16 protein-coding genes are annotated in these 23,190 nt (G+C 67.6%); 9 read left to right on the top strand and 7 right to left on the bottom strand.

Annotated elements, in window-relative coordinates; all coding sequences use genetic code 11:
* Positions 1-118 precede the first annotated feature (118 nt).
* The 3 genes from ASD42_RS27990 (at position 119) to ASD42_RS27980 (ending at position 6,392) form a co-directional block, all read left to right on the top strand.
* On the top strand, positions 119-2,794 hold the full coding sequence (locus ASD42_RS27990) for a DNA polymerase III subunit gamma and tau (RefSeq protein ID WP_056822031.1): 2,676 nt from the start codon (positions 119-121) through the stop codon (positions 2,792-2,794).
* A gap of 189 nt (positions 2,795-2,983) precedes the next feature.
* The gene (locus ASD42_RS27985; protein ID WP_056822029.1) at positions 2,984-4,198 is read left to right on the top strand and encodes an acetyl-CoA C-acetyltransferase; all 1,215 of its coding nucleotides are present in this window, start codon (positions 2,984-2,986) and stop codon (positions 4,196-4,198) included.
* A 37-nt stretch (positions 4,199-4,235) separates the two neighbouring features.
* Positions 4,236-6,392: a 3-hydroxyacyl-CoA dehydrogenase NAD-binding domain-containing protein gene (locus tag ASD42_RS27980; RefSeq protein ID WP_056822027.1), complete on the top strand. Its 2,157-nt coding sequence runs from the start codon at positions 4,236-4,238 to the stop codon at positions 6,390-6,392.
* Between the two features lie 68 nt (positions 6,393-6,460).
* On the opposite strand, the gene ASD42_RS27975 is transcribed toward ASD42_RS27980, so the two are convergent.
* Positions 6,461-6,826 carry a cupin domain-containing protein gene (locus ASD42_RS27975; protein ID WP_056822024.1) on the bottom strand — a complete coding sequence of 122 codons (366 nt, stop codon included), beginning with the start codon at positions 6,824-6,826 and terminating at the stop codon, positions 6,461-6,463.
* Positions 6,827-7,022: 196 nt separating this feature from the next.
* Here ASD42_RS27975 and ASD42_RS27970 point away from each other — a divergent pair, with 196 nt between their 5' ends.
* Both ASD42_RS27970 and ASD42_RS27965 read left to right on the top strand, forming a co-directional pair.
* Positions 7,023-8,108, top strand: coding sequence for an esterase-like activity of phytase family protein (locus ASD42_RS27970; RefSeq protein WP_056822022.1), 1,086 nt, complete (start codon positions 7,023-7,025; stop codon positions 8,106-8,108).
* 148 nt (positions 8,109-8,256) lie between these two features.
* The gene (locus ASD42_RS27965) at positions 8,257-11,796 is read left to right on the top strand and encodes a serine/threonine-protein kinase (protein ID WP_056822019.1); all 3,540 of its coding nucleotides are present in this window, start codon (positions 8,257-8,259) and stop codon (positions 11,794-11,796) included.
* Between the two features lie 112 nt (positions 11,797-11,908).
* On the opposite strand, the gene ASD42_RS27960 is transcribed toward ASD42_RS27965, so the two are convergent.
* Together ASD42_RS27960 and ASD42_RS27955 are read right to left on the bottom strand one after the other, a co-directional pair.
* Complete coding sequence (locus ASD42_RS27960) at positions 11,909-13,225, bottom strand: class I SAM-dependent methyltransferase (RefSeq protein ID WP_056822017.1); 1,317 nt, start codon at positions 13,223-13,225, stop codon at positions 11,909-11,911.
* Positions 13,222-14,664, bottom strand: coding sequence for an FAD-binding oxidoreductase (locus ASD42_RS27955; RefSeq protein WP_084787345.1), 1,443 nt, complete (start codon positions 14,662-14,664; stop codon positions 13,222-13,224). Before ASD42_RS27955 ends, ASD42_RS27960 begins: the two co-directional genes overlap by 4 nt.
* Before the next feature lie 178 nt (positions 14,665-14,842).
* Between ASD42_RS27955 and ASD42_RS27950 the strand changes: the two genes are divergently transcribed.
* Positions 14,843-15,277 carry an SRPBCC family protein gene (locus ASD42_RS27950; protein WP_056822013.1) on the top strand — a complete coding sequence of 145 codons (435 nt, stop codon included), beginning with the start codon at positions 14,843-14,845 and terminating at the stop codon, positions 15,275-15,277.
* 14 nt (positions 15,278-15,291) lie between these two features.
* On the opposite strand, the gene ASD42_RS27945 is transcribed toward ASD42_RS27950, so the two are convergent.
* The 3 genes from ASD42_RS27945 to ASD42_RS27935 are packed head-to-tail and all read right to left on the bottom strand — an operon-like array spanning position 15,292 to position 17,050.
* Positions 15,292-15,642 carry a VOC family protein gene (locus ASD42_RS27945; protein WP_056822010.1) on the bottom strand — a complete coding sequence of 117 codons (351 nt, stop codon included), beginning with the start codon at positions 15,640-15,642 and terminating at the stop codon, positions 15,292-15,294.
* Positions 15,642-16,469 carry a MerR family transcriptional regulator gene (locus ASD42_RS27940; RefSeq protein ID WP_056822008.1) on the bottom strand — a complete coding sequence of 276 codons (828 nt, stop codon included), beginning with the start codon at positions 16,467-16,469 and terminating at the stop codon, positions 15,642-15,644. The genes ASD42_RS27945 and ASD42_RS27940 overlap by 1 nt, the downstream gene beginning before the upstream one ends.
* Before the next feature lie 44 nt (positions 16,470-16,513).
* Positions 16,514-17,050 (bottom strand): hypothetical protein, encoded by a 537-nt coding sequence (locus tag ASD42_RS27935; protein ID WP_235569858.1) that lies wholly within the window; start codon positions 17,048-17,050, stop codon positions 16,514-16,516.
* Positions 17,051-17,363: 313 nt separating this feature from the next.
* Here ASD42_RS27935 and ASD42_RS27930 point away from each other — a divergent pair, with 313 nt between their 5' ends.
* Together ASD42_RS27930 and recR are read left to right on the top strand one after the other, a co-directional pair.
* Positions 17,364-17,708 (top strand): YbaB/EbfC family nucleoid-associated protein, encoded by a 345-nt coding sequence (locus tag ASD42_RS27930; RefSeq protein ID WP_082843781.1) that lies wholly within the window; start codon positions 17,364-17,366, stop codon positions 17,706-17,708.
* On the top strand, positions 17,708-18,316 hold the full coding sequence (recR, locus tag ASD42_RS27925) for a recombination mediator RecR (RefSeq protein WP_056822003.1): 609 nt from the start codon (positions 17,708-17,710) through the stop codon (positions 18,314-18,316). The genes ASD42_RS27930 and recR overlap by 1 nt, the downstream gene beginning before the upstream one ends.
* A 12-nt stretch (positions 18,317-18,328) precedes the next feature.
* Here recR and ASD42_RS27920 read toward each other — a convergent pair whose 3' ends face one another.
* A complete protein-coding gene (locus tag ASD42_RS27920; protein ID WP_056821999.1) occupies positions 18,329-18,970 on the bottom strand; it encodes a hypothetical protein in 642 nt (213 codons plus the stop codon).
* Between the two features lie 131 nt (positions 18,971-19,101).
* Here ASD42_RS27920 and ASD42_RS35475 point away from each other — a divergent pair, with 131 nt between their 5' ends.
* Positions 19,102-23,169: a transglutaminase family protein gene (locus ASD42_RS35475; protein ID WP_056821997.1), complete on the top strand. Its 4,068-nt coding sequence runs from the start codon at positions 19,102-19,104 to the stop codon at positions 23,167-23,169.
* Positions 23,170-23,190: the final 21 nt, after the last annotated feature.

The following is a 23,190-nucleotide window of genomic DNA, read 5'->3' as shown; positions in this document are numbered from 1 at the left end:
CAGACCGCACATTTCAATGTGATTTGCATCACAACATGGTCATCGCTTCGTTACCGCGCGACCGCACAGTGCCAGCCGCCGATAAAGCCTGTCGGACACGCTCGGTAGCCTGTGGGTCGTGGCTCTGTACCGGAAGTATCGACCGGCGACATTCGCGGAAGTAGTGGGTCAGGAGCACGTCACCGACCCGCTGAGTACGGCGCTGGATACCGGCCGGATCAGTCACGCGTATCTATTCTCCGGGCCGCGTGGCTGCGGTAAGACGTCGTCGGCTCGCATCCTCGCACGCTCGTTGAACTGCGTGGACGGACCTACCTCGACGCCGTGCGGTACGTGCTCGTCGTGTGTGGCGCTCGGGCCCGGCGGGTCGGGCAATCTCGACGTCATCGAGCTCGACGCGGCCAGCCACGGTGGTGTCGACGACACCCGTGAACTGCGTGATCGCGCCTTCTACGCGCCCGCGGAGTCGCGTTATCGCGTGTTCATCGTCGACGAGGCGCACATGGTCACCACGGCCGGTTTCAACGCGCTGCTCAAGATCGTCGAGGAGCCGCCTGCCCACCTGATCTTCATCTTCGCCACCACCGAGCCGGACAAGGTGCTGCCGACGATTCGCTCACGCACGCACCACTATCCGTTCCGTCTGCTGCCGCCCGCCACCATGCGCGGACTGCTCGGCAAGATCTGCGAGCAGGAGAACGTGCCGGTGGAGGAGGCGGTGTATCCGCTGGTCATCCGCGCCGGTGGTGGTTCGCCGCGCGACAGCCTCAGCGTGCTCGACCAGCTGCTCGCCGGTGCCGGACCCGACGGTGTCACCTACCCGCGCGCGGTCTCGCTGCTCGGCGTCACCGATGTGGCGCTGATCGACGACGCCATCTACGCGTTGGCCGCCGATGACGGTGCCGCCCTGTTCAACACCGTCGATCAGGTGATGGAGGCGGGTCACGACCCGCGTCGTTTCGCCGTCGACCTGCTCGAGCGGCTGCGCGATCTGATCCTGCTGCGCGCGGTCCCCGACGCCGCCGACCGCGGTCTGGTCTCCGGTCCCGGCGATGTCATGGAACGGATGCGCGACCAGGCCGAACGCCTCGGCCCCGCCACCCTCACCCGCTACGCCGAACTTCTGCACGAGGGTCTGGGCGAAATGCGTGGCGCCACCGCCCCGCGCCTCCTGCTCGAGGTGATCTGCGCCCGCATGCTCCTGCCGTCGGTGTCCGACGCCGAGTCGGCGACCCTGCAACGGCTGGAACGCCTGGAACGCGGATTCGCCGGTGGATCGGTCCCCGCTCCGCCCCGTCCGGGCCCTGCCGCAGGTGAGGCGCCTGCGGAACGTCCTTCCGCGCCTACGTCGAGCGGGGAGAGTCGCCGTCGTGGCGCCGAACTTCTCGCCGCCGCCCGCGCGGAGAAGGAAGCGGCGACCGGTGGTTCGTCGGCACCTGGCGCCGCGAGCCCTGTTGTCGCGGAACAGAAGACCGCTCCTCCGGCCCCCGCGACTTCCGTCCCGACAGTGCCGTCGGCTCCCGCAACCGCCGCGTCGACTACGCCCTCGGCGGCCGTGACCCCGGAATCGACCGTGAGGTCGGCGGCCGTGACTCCGGACTCGACTGTGACGTCGGCGGCCGTGACCTCGGATTCGACTGTGCTCCCGACGGCCGTGACCTCCGACTCGACCCCGGCGGCCGCAGCGCCCGCCCCACGTGGGCAATCTGCACCGCCGGTGCAATCAGCGGCGTCCGAGTCGCTCGCGGAGTCCGCACCGCCCGTGCAGTCCGCACCGCCCGCTGTGCAATCTGCGGATGCTGTGCCGCCAGTCGATTCCGGCCGAGGTGTTGCCAGAACGTCCTCAAAAGAGGCTGCGCCCGAACCGCTTACGACAGAAGTCTCGCCGACCGAAGATGAGAACGCCGCGCGGTCCGACCTCGGCGCACGACCGGAAAGCTCTGGCGCCGAGCAAGTCCCCGCGCCGCCGACCGAAGCCGCCGCGCCGCGCCGCGCCGCCGAATCGAGGCCGGTTCCGGAAGCGGTAGCACCGCAGGCGGATTCGCCGGCGCAGCCCGAACCCGCTCAGGCGCCGACACCGGTCGAGGACGCCCCGGCGCAGGCGGAGCCGCAGGTCAGCGCGGCCAAGCCGCCAGCTGTGGCCGAGGATCTGGTCGCCATCGTCGATGCCGCGTGGCCGGAGATCAAGGGTCGAGTGCGGGAGTTCGGGGCTACCTTGCAGGCGCTTTTGTCGGGCGCGGCGGTATCGCGGGTCGACGGTGACGTGATCGTGTTCGCGCATCAGAGCCCGCCGTTGGCGCAGCGACTGTCCGATCCGCGCAATATCGACGCCGTGCGTTCGGCGGTACGGGCCGTGCTCGGGCGTGAACTGGATGTGCGCTGGGAGACCGGAGCTCCCGCGCCGCGACCCGCGCCCGCCGCCAAGGCCGGGGCGGCACGGGCGACGGGAACTCCCGAGAGCAAGCCGGCGGGTCGGCCGAAGTTCTCCCGGCCGAGCCAGGCCGGGGGCAACCAGTCGTCGAACCGGGCGAACCGACCGCCCGACGATGACATTCCGCCGCCCGATTTCCCCGACTTGCCCGACGATCCCGGCCCGGACGACGGGCCGGAGTCCCGATCCGGCTCGGATTCCGCGCGCAGCGCCGCCGTTCTCGCCCCGCCGACCCCAGAAGAAGAACGGGAGATGCTGGCCGCCGCCGCGGTGCCGGTGGCCCCCGGTGACCGCCAAGACCCGGACGAGGTCGCTCTGGCGTTGCTACGTGAACAGTTCGGAGCAAAGAGTCTGGATGGTTGACAGCCACCGTCCTGACCGCGTTAAGTTAACCGGAGTTCGCACACCACGGTAGTATGAACGGGTGGCCGGGATCGCCGGATGGGCATGGTTCTATGCTCCGCTGGTGCTTGCCGGGATTTGTACGGCGTCGAGACAATTGGTCGTGGCGTTCGTGCGGCCACCGCACCCCAAGGAAGGAAACACTCCGATATGACCACAGAGGCCTACATCTACGAGGCCATCCGCACTCCGCGCGGCCGCGGCAAGAAGAACGGCTCGCTGCACTCGGTCAAGCCGATCGATCTGACTGTTGGTCTGATCCAGGAGCTGCGTGGCCGCTTCCCGAACCTCGACGAGGACCAGATCTCGGACCTCATCCTCGGCGTGGTCACCCCCGTCGGTGACCAGGGCATGGACATCGCCCGCGTCGCGGTCACCATCGCGGGTCTGCCCGACACCGTCGGTGGCTTCCAGCTCAACCGCTTCTGTGCTTCCGGCCTCGAGGCCGTGAACCTGGCTGCGCAGAAGGTTCGCTCCGGCTTCGACGATCTCGTCATCGCCGGTGGCGTCGAGTCGATGTCGCGCGTGCCGATGGGCTCCGACGGCGGCGCCTGGGCGCTCGACCCGGCCACCAACTACGACGGCTACTTCGTGCCGCAGGGTGTCTCGGCCGACCTGATCGCCACCATCGAGGGCTTCACCCGCGATGATGTCGACGCCTACGCCGTGCGCTCGCAGGAGCTGGCCGCCGCGGCGACCACCGGTGGCTACTTCGCCAAGTCGATCGTTCCGGTCAAGGACATCAACGGCCTGGTCGTGCTCGACAGCGACGAGCACATGCGTCCCGGCACCACCGCCGCCGACCTGGGCAAGCTGAACCCGTCCTTCGCCGGTGTCGGTGAGATGGGTGGCTTCGACGCCGTCGCGCTGCAGAAGTACACCTACATCGAGAAGATCAACCACGTCCACCACGGTGGCAACAGCTCGGGCATCGTCGACGGCGCCGCCCTGGTGCTGGTCGGTTCCGAAGAGGCCGGCAAGAACTCGGGTCTGACCCCGCGTGCCCGCGTCGTCGCGACCGCCACCTCCGGTGCGGACTCCACCATCATGCTGACCGGTCCCACCCCGGCCGCCAAGAAGGCGCTGGCCAAGGCCGGTCTGACGATCGAGGACATGGACCTCGTCGAGATCAACGAGGCCTTCGCCTCCGTGGTGCTGAAGTTCCAGAAGGACCTGAACGTCCCGGACGAGAAGCTGAACGTCAACGGCGGCGCGATCGCGATGGGCCACCCGCTGGGTGCCACCGGCGCGATGATCACCGGCACGGTGCTCGACGAGCTGGAGCGTCGCAACGCGCGCTACGGCCTGATCACGCTGTGCATCGGTGGCGGCATGGGTGTCGCCACCATCATCGAGCGCGTCTGATTCCCGGCCGAAACTTCTCACAGGAGAACGAAAAACTATGACTGACAACATCATCGGCTGGGAGAAGGACGCCGACGGCGTGGTCGTCCTCACCATCGACGACCCCAGCCAGGGCGCCAACACCATGAACGACGCGTACCTCGCGTCGATGAACGCCACCGTCGACCGCCTCGAGGCAGAGAAGGACGACATCACCGGTGTCGTCATCACCTCGGGCAAGAAGACCTTCTTCGCCGGCGGCGACCTGAAGAACATGATGAAGGTCGGCCCGGACAACGCGGCCGAGGTCGTCAAGATGGTCACCGACGTCAAGGCCCCGCTGCGTCGCCTCGAGCAGCTCGGCAAGCCGGTCGTCGCCGCCATCAACGGCGCTGCCCTCGGTGGCGGCCTCGAGATCGCGCTGGCCACCCACTACCGCATCGCGGCCGACGTCAAGGGTTCGGCCATCGGCCTGCCCGAGGTCTCCCTCGGCCTGCTGCCCGGTGGCGGCGGCGTGACCCGCACCGTGCGCATGCTCGGCCTGCAGAACGCGCTGATGCAGGTGCTGCTGCAGGGCCAGCGTCACCGCGTCACCAAGGCCAAGGAAATCGGCCTGATCGACGAGGTCGTCGCCACGGTCGAGGAACTGATCCCCGCCGCCAAGGTGTGGATCGCGGCCAACCCCGAAGCGGCGCAGCCGTGGGACAAGAAGGGCTACCGGATCCCCGGCGGCACTCCGTCCACCCCGGCCTTCGCGGCGAACCTGCCCGCGTTCCCGGCCAACCTGCGCAAGCAGATCAAGGGCACCAACATGCCCGCCCCGCGCGCCATCATGGCCGCGGCGGTCGAGGGTGCGCAGGTCGACATCGACAACGCGCTGACCATCGAGGGCCGTTACTTCACGAGCCTGCTGACCGGTCCGGTCGCGAAGAACATGATCCAGGCGTTCTTCTTCGACCTCAACCACATCAACGGTGGCGGCTCGCGTCCGTCGGTCGAGGATGTGCCCAAGCGTGACATCAAGAAGATCGGTGTCATCGGCGCCGGCATGATGGGCGCGGGCATCGCCTACGTCTCGGCCAAGGCCGGCTACGAGGTCGTGCTCAAGGACGTCGAGCTCGCCAACGCCGTCAAGGGCAAGGGCTACGCCGAGGCCATCGAGGCCAAGGCACTCTCGCGTGGCAAGACCACGCAGGAGAAGTCCGACGCGCTGCTGGCTCGCATCACCCCGTCCGCCGACGCGGCCGACTTCAAGGGTGTCGACTTCGTCATCGAGGCCGTGTTCGAGAACCCGGACCTCAAGAACAAGGTCTTCCAGGAGATCGAGGACATCGTCGACGCCGATGCCCTGCTCGGCTCGAACACCTCCACCCTGCCGATCACCCTGCTCTCCGAGGGCGTGAAGCGGTCCGAGGACTTCATCGGTATCCACTTCTTCTCCCCCGTGGACAAGATGCCGCTGGTGGAGATCATCAAGGGCAAGAACACCTCCGACGAGGCGCTGGCTCGGGTGTACGACTACACCCTCGCCATCAAGAAGACCCCGATCGTCGTCAACGACAGCCGCGGCTTCTTCACCTCGCGCGTGATCGGCACCTTCATCAACGAGGCCATCTCGATGGTCGCCGAGGGCATCGACCCGGCCACTGTCGAGCAGGCCGGTCTGCAGGCGGGCTACCCGGCCGCGCCGCTGAAGCTCAGCGACGAGCTGAACTTCACCACCATGCAGAAGATCTACAAGGAGACCTCCGAGGCCATCCTCGCTGCCGGTGGCGAGCTCAACGCCGCGTCCGCGAAGACCGCCGAGGTCCTCAACACCCTGATCGACAAGTACGACCGCAAGGGCAAGCTGGGCGGCGCGGGCTTCTACGAGTACGTCGACGGCAAGGCCACCGGCCTGTGGGACGAGTTGCGCGAGATCTTCAGCTCGAGCCGTGAGCTCCCGGAGGGTGTCACCTTCCAGGACCTCAAGGACCGGATGATGTTCGCCGAGTCCATCGAGACCCAGAAGTGCTTCGACGAAGGCGTGCTCACCAGCACCGCCGACGCGAACATCGGCTCGATCTTCGGCATCGGCTTCCCGGCCTGGTCGGGTGGCTCGCACCAGTTCATCGTCGGCTACCCCGGTGGCCAGGAGGCCTTCGTGGCCCGCGCCGACGAGCTGGCCGCGAAGTTCGGCCCGCGTTTCGAGGTTCCGGCCTCGCTGCGCAAGTAAGTCGGTAGTTCCGGTTTCGGCCGGGTCCGGACGCCCGTCACCTCGTTGAGGTGGCGGGCGTTCGCCGTTTATCGCGGCTTGGCGTAGTCGGCGTAGCCCTGCCAGTCGAGCAGTACGCACGGCTCGGCGCCGACGACCCAGGCATCGTGCCCGGGGGAGGCGATCATGACGTCGCCGGGGCCGAATTCCAGCTGTTTGCCGTCGTCCATCTCCACCACGATCCGTCCGGACAGGCAGTAGCCGATGTGCGCGGCCTGACAGCTGTCGGTGCCCGCGATCGGTTTCACGTGCTCGCTCCATCGCCAACCGGGTTCGAAGATCGCACGGCCGACCGGGCCGCCTTCGACGTTGACCAGGTCGAGTCGACCCTTGCCCTGCTCGAACGGCCGGGTTTCCTCGGGCGCGTCGAAACTCATGCGTACCAGCGTGGACATGACATCTCACTTCTGCTCGGGTGATGAGCGGTCATGTCGTGGTCCACCGCGTGGAGCCCAGTGCGGCCCACGGCCGAGCCCACCGAGGATCCAATTCTTCGCCGATTCGCGGAAGGTAGCAAGGGGCGCCGACGGAGGTCCGACAGTTCGGGTGGTGTTCACCTGGGGGTGTGCTGGGGTGGATAGCTTGTCGTCCATGGGACATCGGGTGGCCGCAGTGGTGCTGGGAATCGTCGTCGTGGGGGGCGTGGTGCCGGATGCGGGGGCTGAGGCCGGTGGGGTGCGGGTATTGGGTGAGCGGGTAGTCGAGCACGATCTCGAATTCGAGGCGACGGTGGTCGGTGGGCTGTCTGGCATCGATTACCTGTCCAGCAGTGGGGAATTCGTATTTATCAGCGATGACCGGTCGGAGAAGGGCCCTGCGCGGATATACACGGCTCGAATTCCGTTGGGGGAGGACGGGATCGGTCCCGTGAGCTTCGTCGGCACGAAGCCGCTGCTGCGGCCTGACGGGAGTGTGTATCCGCCGAAATCGGTGGATCCGGAGGATATTCGGGTCGATCCGTGGACGGGGGACTACTTCTGGACGCAGGAGGGAGAGCGCGCCGGTGGGGTGCTTGCCGATCCGTCGGTGCGGGTAGCTCGCGCGGACGGTGGGTTCGTCGCGGAGTTGCCGATTCCGGAAAACGAACGGATGCGCGCGGATTCGGGGCCGCGGCAGAATCAGGCGCTCGAAGGGGCGACGTTCGCGGCAGGCGGTGCGTTGTTCGTGACCGCGATGGAAGGGCCGCTGCTCCAGGACGGGCCGGGCGCGACCACGACGGCGGGGGCGACGACGCGCATCACCGTCCAGGCCAGGTTCGGGCCGGTGCTGGCCCAGTACGCCTATCCGCTGGAGCCGGTCTTCGCCGAGTCCCAGCCGGAGGCCGGCCAGGCGAGCAACGGCGTGACCGCGATCCTCGCCGACGACACGCTCGCTCCGACTCGATTCCTGGTGGTCGAACGGGCTTTCGCCAAGGGTGTAGGAAATCGGGTGCGGATCTTCGAGATCGACACCGCGTCCGCGAGCACTGTGCTCGACGCGCCGATCTCGGGTGCTCGTCCGGTCACGAAACGGCTGGTCGCCGATCTCGCCGACCTCGGGATCGAGGCGGTCGACAACATCGAGGCGATGACGTGGGGCCCGCGCCTGCCTTCGGGTGAACGCACGTTGGTGCTGGTCGCGGACAACAACTTCGCGTCGGAACAGCGCACCCAGTTGATCGCGCTCGCTGTGCGCTGATTCCGGTTCGGACAACCGTTGCCGCCACAGCGTCGAATCTCCACCCGATAGATGCCGGATCGCGCTAGCTTGGATATGTGCGGTGATGCCGGTGACGGCCCGCATACCGACCGAAACGCCGGTGACGCCGATGGTGAGAGGTGGTCACATGGATCCGGAGCAGACGCGTATGCAGCGCGGGCCTGCCGAGGCGGCGCCGGTGGGGCTGAATACGCAGCGGACGATGGCGCCGGGGGTGCCCGACGAAGCCGTGATCGCGGAACTCGATGCCATGGGGCTCACGGGCGCCAAGGAGATCGGGCGCGGCGGGTTCGGTGTGGTGTACCGGGCATTGCAGCCAGCACTGGATCGTGTGGTCGCGGTGAAGGTGCTGTCCTCGGAGATCGACGTGGAGAGCCGGGAGCGGTTCCTGCGCGAGGAACAGGCGATGGGCAGGCTGTCCGGTCACCCGAATATCGTCGACATCCTGCAGGTGGACGTGACCGAGACCGGGCTGCCGCTGATCGTGATGCCGTACTGCTCGCGTGGCTCACTCGAACGGCTCATCCACGATCGCGGCCCGCTGACCTGGTCGGATACCCTGCGGGCCGGGGTGAAGCTGGCGGCGGCGATCGAGTCGGCGCATCGGGCGGGCATCCTGCACCGAGATGTGAAACCGGCCAACGTGCTGATCAGCGGCTACGGCGAACCGCAACTCACCGACTTCGGCATCGCCCGCATCCCCGGCGGTTTCCAGACGTCGAGCAGCCTGATCACCGGCTCGCCCGCGTTCACCGCGCCGGAGGTACTCAAAGGCAATGAACCGACCGTGCGGTCGGATATATACGGCCTCGGCGCGACCCTGTTCGCCCTGCTCACCGGCCACGCCGCGTTCGAACGCCACGCGGGGGAGAAGGTGGTTGCCCAGTTCCTGCGCATCACCACCCAGAACGTTCCCGACCTGCGTGCCCAGGACATCCCCGGTGACGTGGCGGAGGTGATCGAACGCGCCATGTCCCCCGAGCCCGCCGACCGTCCGGCCTCGGCCTACGAGTTCGGCGAGATGCTGCGCGAAGTCCAGCGCGCACACGGCCAGATGCCGGACGAAATGGCGTTGCTCGACTCCGAGGAGACCATCGCCGACGCCCCGGAGGCTCTGAAGTCGGTCACCGGCCGCCGCAGCTGGCCGCTGACCCTGCAGCCCGCTGGCGCCTCGGTACCCATGCCGAGCTCGACGACCGGCACTTTTCCGCCGACCGCCGCCACCAAATTCCGCCCGCCCACGCCCGCGCGCGAGCCCTTCCCCCGCCAGCGCCTGCTCGACGTGCTGCGTGAGGGCGGCGCGCGCCGACTCGCCCTGATCCACGCGCCCGCAGGTTTCGGCAAGAGCACCATCGCCACGCAGTGGCGCGCGGATCTGGCCACCCGCGACATCCCGGTGGCGTGGCTCGGCGTCGACCAGGACGACGACAGCGAGATCTGGTTCCTGGCCCATCTCATCCATGCCATCCGCCGCGTGCGCCCCGATGTCGGCGCGGGCCTGGAACAGGTGCTGGAGGAGCGTCCGGCCGACGCCGTCGCCTACGTGATCGCCACGCTGATCGATGAGATCCACGCCAGCGGGCAACCGGTGGTCGTGGTGGTCGACGACTGGCACCGGGTGCGCGACCCCGGCGTGCAACGGGCGATGGCGACGTTGCTCGACAACGGCTGCCACCACGTGCGGTTCGTCATCACCAGTCGCGATCAGTCCGGCCTGCCGATCAGCAGGTTGCGGGTGCGCGACGAACTGGTGGAGCTGGACGCCGCCGCCTTGCGCCTCACCGAATCGGAGACTCGTCAGATCCTGGTGGAACGCAACGGTTTCGCGCTCACCGACGAGCAGGTCGAGCAGATCCACCTCGCGACCGACGGCTGGCCCGCCGCGATCCAGTTGGTGAGCCTGACGCTGCGCGGTAAGGCCGACCCGACACAGCTGCTCGCCTCGCTCGCCGAGGGCGGGCACGGGATGCGGGAGTACCTGGCCGAGAACGTGCTCGACGCGCTGGCGCCGGAGCAACTGGAGTTCCTGATGGCGATCTCTGTGGTCGAGCGGGTGAACGGCTCCCTGGCCGGGGTGCTCGCCGACGTCGCCGACGGCGCCGCGATGCTGGCCCAGGCCGAGCAGCGTGAACTCTTCCTGCATCGGATCCAGCACGATCCGGAGTGGTATCGCATGCAACCGCTGTTCGCCGAGCATCTACGCGCCCGGCTCGATCGCGAACATCCCGGGCGTTCGAAAACACTGCACCGCAGGGCTGCTCGCTGGTACGCCGAGCATCAGCTGCTGCGCAAGTCGGTGGATCACGCACTGGCGGCGACCGATCTCAAACTTGCCGCCGACCTGCTCGAAAGCGGCGGCATGGACCTGATCGACGGGTCCCGGCTGGGCACCCTGCTCGGCACCGTCTCGAAACTGCCCGTGCAGCAGGTGACGTCGCGGTCGAAGCTGTTGATGGCGGTGGCGAGGGCGAATATGAACATGCAGCAGACCGGAACCGCCCGCAGCGCGCTCGGCAGGCTCTCGAACCTGCTGGCCCGCAGCGCGCCCGGTGCGCCGGAACTGACCGAACAGCGGTGTGTGGCAACGGTGCTCGACGCCGCCGATCGGGTGGCCCACGATGACATCGCCGAGGTGGCCGACAGCCTGGCCGGCATTCTGGAAGAGCCCGGCGACCTGCCCGCCTGGACGGTGTCGACCGCCGCCAATCTGATGTCGTTCGTTCGGCTGTGCGAGTTCGACTTCGACGCGGTGACCGACCTACAGGACTGGGCCGCCGACTATCACACCCAGTCCAAGGACCCGCTCGGTCCGGTCTTCGGTCTCTGCGCGTTGGGCGACGCCGCCTACGAGCAACTCGACATCGCCGCTGCTACCACCGCTTTCGAGCAGGCCTACGAGGCTGCCCGAAGCAGGGCGGGTCCGCGCTCGGACGCCGCCCGCATCGCGGCCGCGCTGCTCGGCGATCTGGCCTATCGCCGAGGCGATCTGGCACTGGCCGATCGGCTCCTCGACGAGAGCCACGAGCTGGTTACCCGGGTCGGTCCCGTCGACTTCCTGATCGCGACCTTCGTGACCGGGGCCAGGGTGAAGGCCGCGCTAGGTGACCAGTACACGGCCTCGGCGCGCCTCGACGAAGGCGCGCGAGTGGCCGCGGAGAACGGGTTGGCCCGCCTGGATGCCCAGGTGCGGGCCGAACGGTCCAGGCTCGGATTCCCCACCGGCGACGACGGCTTCGTTCCCGACACCTCCGGCAACGGTGCGCGGCGCAAGAAGGGCGCCGCCGCGCTGATCACCGAGGCGCGCGCCATCGCCGATATCCGGATCCTGCTGGCCGAACAACGGCTGCGCGCCGATGATCGCGCCGCACGCCATGCCAGGGTGATCTACGCGAAGACGCTCGAACAAGGCCGTCCTCGCGCGGAACTGGACGCGACCTTGCTGCTCGCCGAATGCCTCGCGTCGGCGGGATGGGTCGGGGAAGCGACCGGGCTGGTGCTGCCGGTCCTGCGCACCTGCGCCGAACTGGGCTGGACCAGACCACTGCTGGACGCGGGCCCGGGTGTGGTCGGTCTGCTGCACGTGTTGCGCACGCAATCCCATGACGGGCAGGACCATCCGATCCTGCAGAACCTGCCCGGTCACTTCCTCGACGAACTTCTGCATTGATCTTGGCGGCTGGCGCCGCGGTTCTCGGCGCTGAACTCCACCTCTTCCCTCCCTACGGGTACTCCTTCGTCGCACCCTTCGGTCAGTCCATCGGCGGAGGCGCGCCGAGATCCTAAGGCTGCCACCACGGACGCAACGGGACATCCCAGGCGCCGTTCGAATCGAGCTTCACACCGAGCACATGGTGCAGCTGGATCACATTGCGCTGGAAGCCGAGTCGACAGCCCGCCATGTACAGCCCCCACACCTTCGCGGTGCCCTCGCCGACCTCGGCGACGGCCGCGTCCCAATTGGTGACCAGGTTCTTGCACCATTCGTGCAGCGTCAGCGCGTAGTGCTCGCGCAGGTTCTCCTCGTGCAGCACTTCGAGGCCGACGTTCTGGATATCGGAGATGATGCGGCCGGAACCGATCAGCTCGCCGTCGGGGAAGACGTAGCGGTCGATGAAATCGCCCGCCTTGGTGGTGCGGGTGTTGTCGTGGCGGGTGATGCAGTGATTGAGGAACAGCCCGCCCACCCGCAGCTTGTCCTTGATGTAGCCGAAGTAGAACGGGTAGTTGTGCACGCCGATGTGTTCGGTGAGGCCGATCGAGGAGACGGCGTCGAATTCGCCCTCGGGGATGTCGCGGTAGTCGCTGTGCCTGACCTCGGCGAGCTCGCCCAGACCTTCCTCGGCGATCTTCTGCTGCGCCCAGGCAGCCTGTTCGGCCGACAAGGTCGCACCGATCACCTTCACGCCGCGGCGTGCCGCGTAGCGGACCATGCCGCCCCAGCCGCAGCCGATGTCGAGCAGCCGGTCGCCTTCCTTCAGGCGCAGCTTCTCGAAGATCAGGCGGTACTTGTTCTCCTGTGCCTGCTCGAGCGTCCAGTTCTCGTCGCCGTACACCGCGCAGGTGTAGGTCATCGACGAGCCGAGGACGTACTCGTAGAACTTGTTGGAGACGTCGTAGTGGTGGTGGATCGCCTCGGCATCGCGAGTCTTGGAGTGTCGCAAGCCTTCCAGTGCGATCCGGCGCCAGCGCGGCAGCGTCTCCTGCGGCGGAGGCGCGATCGGCTTGAGCCGCTCCCAGCCCAGCGAGCGGGCGATGGTGACCAGCGACAATGCCGAAGGACGATGGAACTTCATGTCCTGCATGGCTTTCAAGATGTCGTACGGGTCACCGGGATGCACCCCCTCGGCGATCATGTCCCCGGCGATGTAGGCCCGCGCCATCCCGAGGTCGCCGGGGGCGCCCGCCAGGTAGTTGATGCCGCGTGGGGTCTTGATCTCGAGGGTGTAGGGCGCGTTCTCCGGGCCGGTCGCACTGCCGTCGTAGGCGGTCACGCGTACGGGGATCTCGCCGTCTACCAGGCTTTCGACGACCTCGGCGATGTTGAGCCGGGTCCCCAGCTCTGCCAATACCTCGGATCGGTCCTTGAATGTCGTCACTTGCGTTGCACCGCCTTCGAATACAGATTCAGCAGTCGTTGGTCCGGGTCGTAACGGGTCTTCAGTTCGATATAGGTGTCGCCGCCGTAGAGCTCGGCGAACTCTGCCTCGTCGTAGTAGGAGTCCGAGTAGAGCGATTTGTGTCCGTCGAACGCGGACACGATCTTCTCGATGGCGCGGTTGGCCGCCCCTTCCGGTTGACCTCGCTCGGTCGGCACCGCCGACCAGAATCCGACATTGACGTAGGTGCGCTGTGGCTCGAGCGGATACAGCGGCCACGGACGCGCGCCGTCCGTGGCCGGCGCGTCGTCGACCGCACGCAAGCGCAATGGGCACAACCAGATCGGCTCGATCGGTATTTCCCGCAGGAACCATTCGACGAAGTCGGCGGTGTGCTGCACCGGAACCTCGATGTCCTGCACGACGCGTTCCTGCGGAGGATTGCCCTTGCGGGCCTGCCTACGATCATCGATGTGGTACTTGCGATCGAGCGCGACCAGTTTCCAGTAGAAACTGCTGCGGCGCTTCGACTTCGGCCAGAGTCTGCGAATCTTCGGATTCTGGGCGCCGAACGCGCGTGAGCACCAGAACCAGTCCGTGTCCCAGCGCCACAGGTAGTCGTGGATGGTGAGCCGATCGCGGGTCACGCCGTCGGGGTGCTGCAAGGAGCGGTAGAAGATGTCCATACCGGTGTAGTCGCTGACCGGGCCCGGCTCGTCGGTCTGGCGACCCAGAGTGAGATAGCTCTCGCCCGCGCTGAACACCACGCCGTCGATGTAGTCGACTTCTTCACCCTCGAAGCGGCGTTCGATGACGATCCGGTCGAGTTCGGCTTCCAGTTCGCGCAGGTCGTGAAAGCGCACGTGTCGCAGTTCCACGAACGGCAGGACGGGTTCGAGCTCGATCTTGAGCCGGACGGAGTAGCCGAGAGTGCCGTAGGAGTTGGGGAAGCCGTGGAACAGGTCGGCGTGCTCGCCGGTGGGCGTCGCGGTGACGATCTCGCCGGAGCCGGTCAAAATGTCCATTTCCAGAACGGATTCGTGGGGCAGACCGTTGCGGAACGAGGTCGATTCGATGCCGAGGCCGGTCACCGCACCGCCCAGGGTGATGGTCTTGAGTTGGGGCACCACCAGCGGCGCCAGCCCGTAGGGGAGGGTGGCCGCCACCAGGTCCTCGTAGGTGGTCATGCCCGCGACGTCGGCCGTGCGGGCCTGCGGATCCACCGCGATCACCTGCCCGAGGCCGGACACGTCTAGACCGGGCGCGGTGGGTGCCGCCCTGGCCCGGAACAAGTTCGATGTCTTCTTCGCCAGTCTGACCACGGCGCCGGATGGAATGGCGCGATAGCTTTCCAGCAGTCGCTCCACACCCGCCCGATGCGCGGCATATCCGGACTCGCGTGTGGCCGGTTCGTGACCAGCCCTACCCAAAAGACTCACTGCCACCCTTTGACGCTAGTACGACCGTGTCCGCCGGGCCACCGGATACTTGCGTGCCGCGACAAAATGTCACGCATATGTTCCCGCACCGCCCCGACCTGGTCGGGTGAACCGGTCGGGGACAGGGCAGGATGTAACACGGTCGAGATATCGCCACACCCCCAGCAAGGAGTCAACAGTGGGACAGGTCAGCGCCAGCAGTTCGATCGTCGTCGCCGCGGATCCGCAGCGCACGCTCGCGGCGATCGGCGATTACGAGACGATCCGGCCGCGCATTCTTTCCTCGCACTACCGCGACTACAAGGTTGTCGAAGGCGGCAACGGCGCCGGCACCGTGGTGGAGTGGACGCTGCAGGCCACCGAGAAGCGCTCACGCAACGTGCGCGCGACCGTGACAGTGGCGGATTCGGTCCTCACCGAACGCGACGCCAACTCCACCATGGTCAACACCTGGACCGTCACCCCCGACGGCACGGGCTCGAAGGTCACCGTCGAGACCACCTGGAAGGGTGCGGGCGGCATCTCGGGCATTTTCGAGGGCATCTTCGCCCCGCTCGGCCTGAAGAAGATCCAGGCCGAGGTGCTGGGCAACCTCTCGCGCGAACTGGCCTGAGCTCAGTTCACGGGTCAGTCCTTGCCGATGTCGAAGAGGTTTCCTTCGGGGTCGGCGAGGGTGGTCCACTGGATGCCGTACTCGTCGAAGTCGCCGATGTGCTTGCCGCCCAGGCTGACTGCGCGTTCGATGTAGTCGGCCCACTCCGCCGTGTGGAAATCCAGGTGGACCACATTTTTGCCAGGGGTCTTGTCGGGGACCTGGATGAACATCAGGATCGGGGCGAGGCCGGCGGATTTGCCGACGGTGGCGAAGAACGGCGATGCCTCCGGGTCGACGGGCACGTCGAGCAGTTGTGCGTAGAACTCGGCCTGGGCGGTGGCGTTGTGGCAGTCCATGGTGATGTTCGCCAGGGCGATGGGCATCAGATTTCTCCTTCGGTGATCGGCCAGCACACCTCGGTGCGGTAGTCGGCCTGGTTATCGGTGGTGTCCGGTCCGACGAGGTAGCGCTCGCGGACCGGTTCGTCCGGCAGCGCGGCGCCGTGCTCGGCGACGTAGCTGCCGAGCGCGCCATAGGTGCGGTCGAAGTCTTCGAACGGGCCGTCGTGGACGGCAACGGCGAAGTGACGGGCCGGGAATTCGACGACGGCGAAGGCGCCGGTGGGGACCAACTCCGCGCCGGGCGGTAACGGCACGAACGCGGTGACCGCACCGTTGTCGTCGGTGAAGAATTCGTTCGAATATGTCGCTCCCGCAACACCTCCCGGGTCGACGCCCGACGCGAGCAGAGTCGTGTACAACTGCTCGAACGCGGTGCCGCACCAGTCGGCGATGGCGATGCGCTCGATCCGGTCGGTGACTGTGAGCGCCGTGAACGCGGGCTCGATCCGGTAGTCGACCTCGATCGGTGACGAGGGTGCGGTGAGCAGGGCACGCAGCGAGACCACCACCTCGCGGGTGCGTTCGAGCGCGGCCTCCATCCTGATCAGGTGCGCCCGCAGCGCGGTGTCCCGCTCGCCGGGATCCGCGGTGGCGAGCACGGTGCGGATCTCCGGGAGCGGCATGTCCAGGTCGCGCAGGCGGCGGATCAGATGGGCCTGCTCCACCTGGTCGGTGGAATATCGGCGATAGCCGGTACCCGCGTCTACCTCGACCGGCTCCAATAGCTCGATCTCGTGGTAATACCGCAGCGTCTTGACGCTCAGATGGGTGAGGCGGGCGAACTCTCCGATCGCCACGGTTGCTGTCATGACGTCCAGACAACACCCTCCAGCGGGTGGAGGGTCAACAACGATCAGGCAGGCGTCAGGACGAAAGCGGCGAGCAACGGCCACTCACCCTCACGCCACCACGAATAGCCGAACCAGACGCCCGGGGTGACCTCACGGATCTCGTCGTAGACCTGTGGGGTGGGTGAGGGCGCGTAGTTCAGCGCCCAGGTGGGGGCGCCGTCGAGGATCGACGGTGCTCGATAGACATCGGCCGGGAACGCCTCGATCCCGGCGCCGGTGACCCGGTTGGTCAGTGTGCCGCCGTCGGGCCCGGTGCGGAACACTTTGCCGATCCACAGCGCCGGTGCGGCCGCTCCGAGTTGCGGCGGGCGCGTCACCCAGCCGTTGGTGACGCCGTTGGCCACCGCGCCCGCCTGTGCGTCACGGTAGATCTGGTCCTGCTGGGTGACGCTGCAGCGAAAGCGCAGCGAATCAACGGTCGCCGCCCGATTGCCAGGGTCGAGAACGCAGCCGTTGCCGTAGTTCTTGATGTCGGTTCCGGAATCGGCCGATGCGACGGCGGGTGCGAGAAGGAGCAGGCTGGCGGCAGATGAGCACATGGCCATAATCGTTGCCAGGCATGCACGGGATACATTCATCGGATCTCCTCGAGATTGCTGAATCATTGCCCAAACGGAGCTCAGCTTATGCTTCGAAGCCAGGCGGAGCCATTCTTTCAGTGGCCATTTCCCCCGACTAAGCTGGCAACGGCACGCGGCCAAGCCCCGCACCCGACGCAACCCCACGGTTTTCGGCCGCCTCGCACCCGAGGGGCGAGACGGAACGCCGAAGGCGCAGTATCGTCCCTCGGGTGTGAGGCCTCCAGGGCCGAAAACCCTGCGGCACCAGCCGCCAAATAAACACAGGAGCGTTGTGCAACCCGGTGATGGTCAGTTCGATATGCAGGCACTGCTCGCCCAGGCTCAGCAGATGCAGCAGGCAGTGATGCAGGCGCAGGCCGAGCTCGCCGAGACCGAGGTGGCCGGTCAGGCCGGCGGCGGTCTGGTGCAGGCCACGATCAAGGTCAGCGGCGAGGTGATCGCACTGACGATCGACCCGAAGGTGGTCGATCCGGACGATGTCGACGGACTACAGGACCTGGTGATCGGCGCGATCAACGACGCGATGGCCAATGCGCAGCAGCTCGCGGCCGAGCGCCTCGGCCCGCTGTCGCAGGGTCTCGGCGGCGGTTCGATGCCCGGTCTGCCCGACTTCTGATGTATGAGGGGCCGGTTCAGGATCTGATCGACGAGCTGGGCAAACTGCCCGGCGTCGGTCCGAAGAGCGCACAGCGCATCGCTTTTCATCTACTGCAAGTGGAGCCGCCGGATATCGACCGTCTGCAGGCCGCCCTGCAGAAGGTGCGCGACGGCGTCCAGTTCTGCGTCTCGTGCGGCACCGTCGCCGATGGTGAGCTGTGCCGTATCTGTGCCGACCCACGCCGCGACCGCACCATGATCTGTGTGGTCGAGGAACCCAAAGACGTGCAGGCCATCGAGCGCACCCGCGAGTTCCGTGGTCGCTACCACGTGCTCGGCGGTGCGCTCGATCCGCTCAGCGGCGTCGGCCCCGATCAGTTGCGGATCAGGGAGTTGCTGACCCGCATCGGCAATCAGGAGGACGGCATCGATGTGAGCGAGGTGATCATCGCGACCGACCCGAATACCGAGGGCGAGGCGACGGCCACCTATCTCGTGCGGATGCTGCGCGATTTCCCCGGACTCACCGTCACCCGGTTGGCCTCCGGGCTGCCGATGGGCGGCGATTTGGAATTCGCCGACGAACTGACGCTCGGCCGGGCGCTTTCCGGCAGGCGGACGTTGTAGGACCGACGCGGATCAGAGCTCGACGCGGGTCCAGGTGACGCCCTCGCTGGTGGCGGGCTTGCCGTTGGCCCAGTCCCAGATGATGCGGGCGACCTCCGCCGGGTCGTCGAGGGTCGTGCCGAAATGCCGGTCGGGGGCGCCGTCGCGGTATTCGAGGGTGTAGGGGCCGCTCGCGTCGCGGTAGGTCTGGATGTAGCGCTGTTCGCCCTGCTCGACGATGAGGTACGGATTGGGGGCGGCGAGCCCGGCGACCCACTGGTGCGCCAATTCCTCGGTGAGATAGGGGAATTCGCCCGCGCCGCCGTGCGTGACATTGATCGCGATGTGGTCGGCCGGGTCGATGATCCAGGTCAGCTGCGGATCGTAGACGGCGTAGCCGCGCGGGGTGGCGAGGTCGAAGAGCAGGTTGCGGACGAAGCCGATGGCGTCGTACGGCGAGGGGATGTAGAGGGTGTCGCCGCTGGGGCCGCCGACGGATTCGACGCTGAGGAACGAGTCGTCCACCGGCAGTTCGGCGTTGCGCGCGTTCAACTCGGTCGCGATCTCGGCGATCGGTTCGGACTCGGTCAGGCCTTCCTGGGCGGCCAGGTAGGCGTCGATTTCGTCGACAGAGCTGGCGACGCCGGACGGCAGCAGGATGTGGTCGTAGCTCACGCTGTCACTCTAGCGGCTGGCGCCGCGGGTCTCGGTCGGCTATTACCGCGGTGTTTCGAAAGGGGTGCCGGTCGGGAAACTCCGGTTTCGTCGGCCCGCGCGGTGCCGGGGGTATGTGGTCAACTTGGTGAATGGGCATCAAGGTGTCACTCGAGCACCGCACGGCATATTCCTTCGATCGTCTCGTCGAGGTGCATCCGCATGAAGTGCGGTTGCGCCCCGCACCGCATTCGCGCACACCGATCGAGGCGTATTCGCTCGAGGTGTCACCGGCCGAGCACTTCGTCAACTGGCAGCAGGACGCGTTCGGCAATTTCGTTGCGCGCCTGGTGTTTCCGAATCCGACGAAGGAGTTGTCGATCACCGTCGGGTTGATCGCCGACCTCGAGGTGGTCAATCCGTTCGACTTCTTCATCGAGGACTACGCCGAGTTCTTCCCGTTCGAGTACGACACCGCACTCGCCGAGGATCTCGGGCCCTATCTGCGGCGCGTCGACGAGGCGGAGCCGGGCAGCGGGCCGGGGAAGTTGCTGCGCGACTGGGCGCAGGCGCACCGCCCGCAGGGCCCGACTCGTGCCATCGACTATCTCGTCGAGCTCAACTACGCGCTGCGCAACGCCGTCGACTACACCGTGCGCATGGAGGCGGGTGTGCAGACGCCCGACCACACGCTGCGCACCGCGCTCGGATCCTGCCGTGACTCGGCCTGGTTGCTGGTCGGCGTGCTGCGTGAGCTGGGATTGGCCGCCCGTTTCGTGTCCGGCTACCTGGTCCAGCTCACCTCCGACGTGCCGTCGCTGGACGGTCCGTCCGGCCCGACCGCGGACTTCACCGACCTGCACGCCTGGACCGAGGTGTATCTGCCCGGTGCTGGCTGGGTCGGGATGGATCCCACCTCCGGCCTGTTCGCGGGGGAAGGCCACATTCCGCTCGCCGCCACCCCGCATCCCGGCGCCGCTGCCCCGATCACCGGCGCGACCGGGATCACCGAGGCCACCCTCGACTTCAGCAATGTGGTTCGCCGGATCCACGAGGACCCGCGAGTCACGCTGCCCTACACCGATTCTCAGTGGGACCGCATCGTCGCCTCCGGTGCCGCGATCGATGCCCGGATGGCCGGGGCGGATGTTGGCCTCACGATGGGCGGTGAGCCGACCTTCGTCTCGATCGATGACCAGGTCAGCGCCCAGTGGACCACCGACGCCGACGGCAGGCACAAACGTGAGCGCGCCGTCGACCTCGCCGACCGCCTCCGCTCGATCTACGCGCCGACCGGCATCGTGCAGTACCGCCAGGGCAAGTGGTATCCCGGAGAACCGTTGCCCCGCTGGGAGATCGCGATCGCCTGGCGGGCCGACGGCGTGCCGATCTGGCAGCGGCAGGACCTGCTCACCGATCCGTGGACGCCGGTTTCGCGGCAGACAACGGCCCCGAAGGGTGCCACCGAAGCGGCGGGCTCCAGCCCCTCGAATGGATACGCACCGGCTGGTGCCGAGGTCGCGACCGCCGTGGTCGCGCTCGGCCTGGCGGACGAGTCCGGCCCGATCGCGGCCGATGACGTGCCCGCGTCGGTCGACGCGGTATCGGTGCTCGATGAGCGCCCGCCCACGGTCGTCCCTGTCGACATGGTCCCGGTCCTCGACCCGCGTCGTCGGGTCGGTGGTGACGAAGTCGCTGCCGCTGTCGTCGCGCTCGGCCTCGCTGACGATGACGACTTCCGACGCGACGCCGACCAGGGCGATCTCGCGCAGGAGGCAGAACCTGCCGTCGAGGTCGAGGGTCTCGAAGAGGTGGAGTCCGGCGACGGACCGGTGCTGATCGACGAGCCCGTCGAGTTGGTCGCCGCCGAGCATCGCCGCACCGCGGAGAGCCAGCAGGCCTGCGCCGACGCCGGTGGCAGTGATCGCCCGGTGACGAAGGCCGAGGTGTCGAAGCGGGAAGCGAAGGCGTCGGCCGAGGCCGCCGAGAAGGCCGCGGACGAACTGCGAAGGATCCTGGGGATAAAGAAGGTTCGCGGCAAGAAGGACAGGAGATCCGGGAGTGCGCCGCAGACGGCCCACCCGCACATCCAGCTGACCCGCTCCCAGCCGAGCAACTCGGCCGCCGGGGTGATCCACGACCGGGTGCCCGCCGCCGAGATCGGTGCGGCCAAGGCCTTGATCGCCGAGATCGCGGGCACCCTCGGCTTGCCCGATGCGCAGGTGCGGCCCGCGTTCGAGGATCCGTTGGCGCGGTTGGCGGCGACAGTGAGCGCGCCGTACGGCGATCCGCCGCCCGCCGATATCGACCCGACCGAGGACTCGCCCGAGGTGCGGCGGGTATTGCTCGAGAGTTTGGAGGAGTCGGTCGATCAGCCGTCGGCGTATGTGCTGCCGATTCACCGGCGGGCCGACGGGGCGGGCTGGGCCAGTGCCGACTGGCAGCTGCGTCGTGGACGGGCCGAGGGCGGTCGCGGTCGGATCGTGTTGGCCGATGGCGATTCGCCTGCCGGACTTCGTCTTCCGATCGGGTCGGTGTCCTGGCACGCACCGCCGATCCTGCCCGACAGCGACCCGCTCTACCAGCAACCGCTGCGCGCGGAACGGGTCGAGCCGCCCGCCGCGGTGGAGTCCGCCGATTTCACGCCGACGACCGCACTGGTCGCCGAGGTCAGGCAGGGGCGGCTGCATGTGTTCCTGCCGCCGGTCACCGAGCTCGACGACTTCCTCGATCTGATCGCCAAGGTCGAGGCGGCGGCGGTGGCGATCGGGCAGCCGGTGGTGCTCGAGGGCTACGCGCCGCCGAGTGACGCTCGGCTGCAGACGTTCTCGGTGACGCCCGACCCCGGCGTGATCGAGGTGAACATCATGCCGACCAGCTCGTTCGCCGAGCAGGCCGAGGTGCTGAACACCCTGTACGAGCAGGCCAGGCTCGCCCGGCTGAGCACGGAATCCTTCGATGTGGACGGCACGCACGGCGGTACCGGCGGCGGCAACCACATCACCCTCGGTGGGGTCACCCCGGCGCGTTCGCCGATGCTGCGCCGCCCCGACCTGCTGGTTTCCATGCTCACCTACTGGCAGCGTCATCCCGCGCTGTCGTACCTGTTCGCGGGTCGTTTCGTCGGTCCGACCTCGCAGGCGCCCCGCGCGGACGAGGGTCGTGAAGGCGCGCTCTACGAACTCGAGATCGCCTTCGCCGAGGTCGCCCGGCTCACCGCCGAGCAAGCCCCCGGCCCGACGCCCTACGAAATCCAGTCGGCCCCTTGGCATATCGACCGCGCGCTGCGGCATCTGCTCACCGATCTCACCGGCAACACCCACCGTGCCGAGTTCTGCATCGACAAGCTGTACAGCCCCGACTCGGCCCGCGGCCGACTCGGACTGCTGGAGCTGCGCGGCTTCGAGATGCCGCCGCATTTCCAGATGGCGATGGTGCAGTCGCTGCTGGTGCGCGGTCTGGTCGCGATGTTCTGGGACAAGCCGCTGCGCGCGCCGCTGATCCGCCACGGGTCCAACCTGCACGGTCGCTATCTGCTGCCGCACTTCCTGATGAACGACATCGCCGAAGTGGCCGCCGACCTGCGCGCGGCGGGCGTCGACTTCGACACCGCCTGGCTCGACCCGTTCACCGAGTTCCGCTTCCCCCGCATCGGCACCGCCATGATCGGTGAGGCGGAGCTGGAACTGCGCGGCGCGATCGAACCGTGGCTCACCCTCGGCGAACAGACCACCGGCCAGGGCACCGCTCGCTACGTCGACTCCTCGGTGGAACGGTTGCAGGTGCGCCTGGTCGGCGCCGACCGCGGCCGCTACGTCCTGACCTGCAACGGCATGCCGGTACCGCTGCTGGCCACCGACAAATCCGACGTGCAGGTGGCGGGCGTGCGCTACCGCGCCTGGCAGCCGCCGAACTCCCTGCACCCCTCGATCACCGTCGACGCGCCCCTGGTGTTCGACCTGGTCGACGTCGCGACGGGTATCTCCCGCGGCGGCTGCACGTACCACGTCGTGCACCCCGGCGGCCGGGCCTACGACGACGCACCGGTCAACGCGGTCGCGGCCCAGTCACGCCGAAATCGCCGTTTCGAGGCCGCCGGCCATACGGTGAACCCGATGGATCCCGCCGAACTCCGTGCGAAGATCTCGGCACAGTCGACCGATGTCGGAGCACCAGGCATCCTTGACCTACGCCGCGCACGAACCGTGTGGGGTACATAGTCGGTCATTTGGCGCCAGCCG

The sequence above is a fragment of the Nocardia sp. Root136 genome (genome assembly GCF_001427185.1).
Classification (GTDB): domain Bacteria; phylum Actinomycetota; class Actinomycetes; order Mycobacteriales; family Mycobacteriaceae; genus Nocardia; species Nocardia salmonicida.
The sequence above is the reverse complement of the archived record's forward strand: the minus strand, read 5'-3'. Positions and strand labels throughout refer to the sequence as shown.

Coding starts and splice junctions, on each gene's coding strand:
- ASD42_RS27980 (WP_056822027.1), top strand. CDS start 4,236: ATGACTGACAACATCATCGGCTGGGAGAAGGACGCCGACGGCGTGGTC.
- ASD42_RS27965 (WP_056822019.1), top strand. CDS start 8,257: ATGGATCCGGAGCAGACGCGTATGCAGCGCGGGCCTGCCGAGGCGGCG.
- ASD42_RS27940 (WP_056822008.1), bottom strand. CDS start 16,469: ATGACAGCAACCGTGGCGATCGGAGAGTTCGCCCGCCTCACCCATCTG.
- ASD42_RS27975 (WP_056822024.1), bottom strand. CDS start 6,826: ATGTCCACGCTGGTACGCATGAGTTTCGACGCGCCCGAGGAAACCCGG.
- ASD42_RS27945 (WP_056822010.1), bottom strand. CDS start 15,642: ATGCCCATCGCCCTGGCGAACATCACCATGGACTGCCACAACGCCACC.
- ASD42_RS27985 (WP_056822029.1), top strand. CDS start 2,984: ATGACCACAGAGGCCTACATCTACGAGGCCATCCGCACTCCGCGCGGC.
- ASD42_RS35475 (WP_056821997.1), top strand. CDS start 19,102: ATGGGCATCAAGGTGTCACTCGAGCACCGCACGGCATATTCCTTCGAT.
- ASD42_RS27970 (WP_056822022.1), top strand. CDS start 7,023: ATGGGACATCGGGTGGCCGCAGTGGTGCTGGGAATCGTCGTCGTGGGG.
- ASD42_RS27935 (WP_235569858.1), bottom strand. CDS start 17,050: ATGTGCTCATCTGCCGCCAGCCTGCTCCTTCTCGCACCCGCCGTCGCA.
- recR (WP_056822003.1), top strand. CDS start 17,708: ATGTATGAGGGGCCGGTTCAGGATCTGATCGACGAGCTGGGCAAACTG.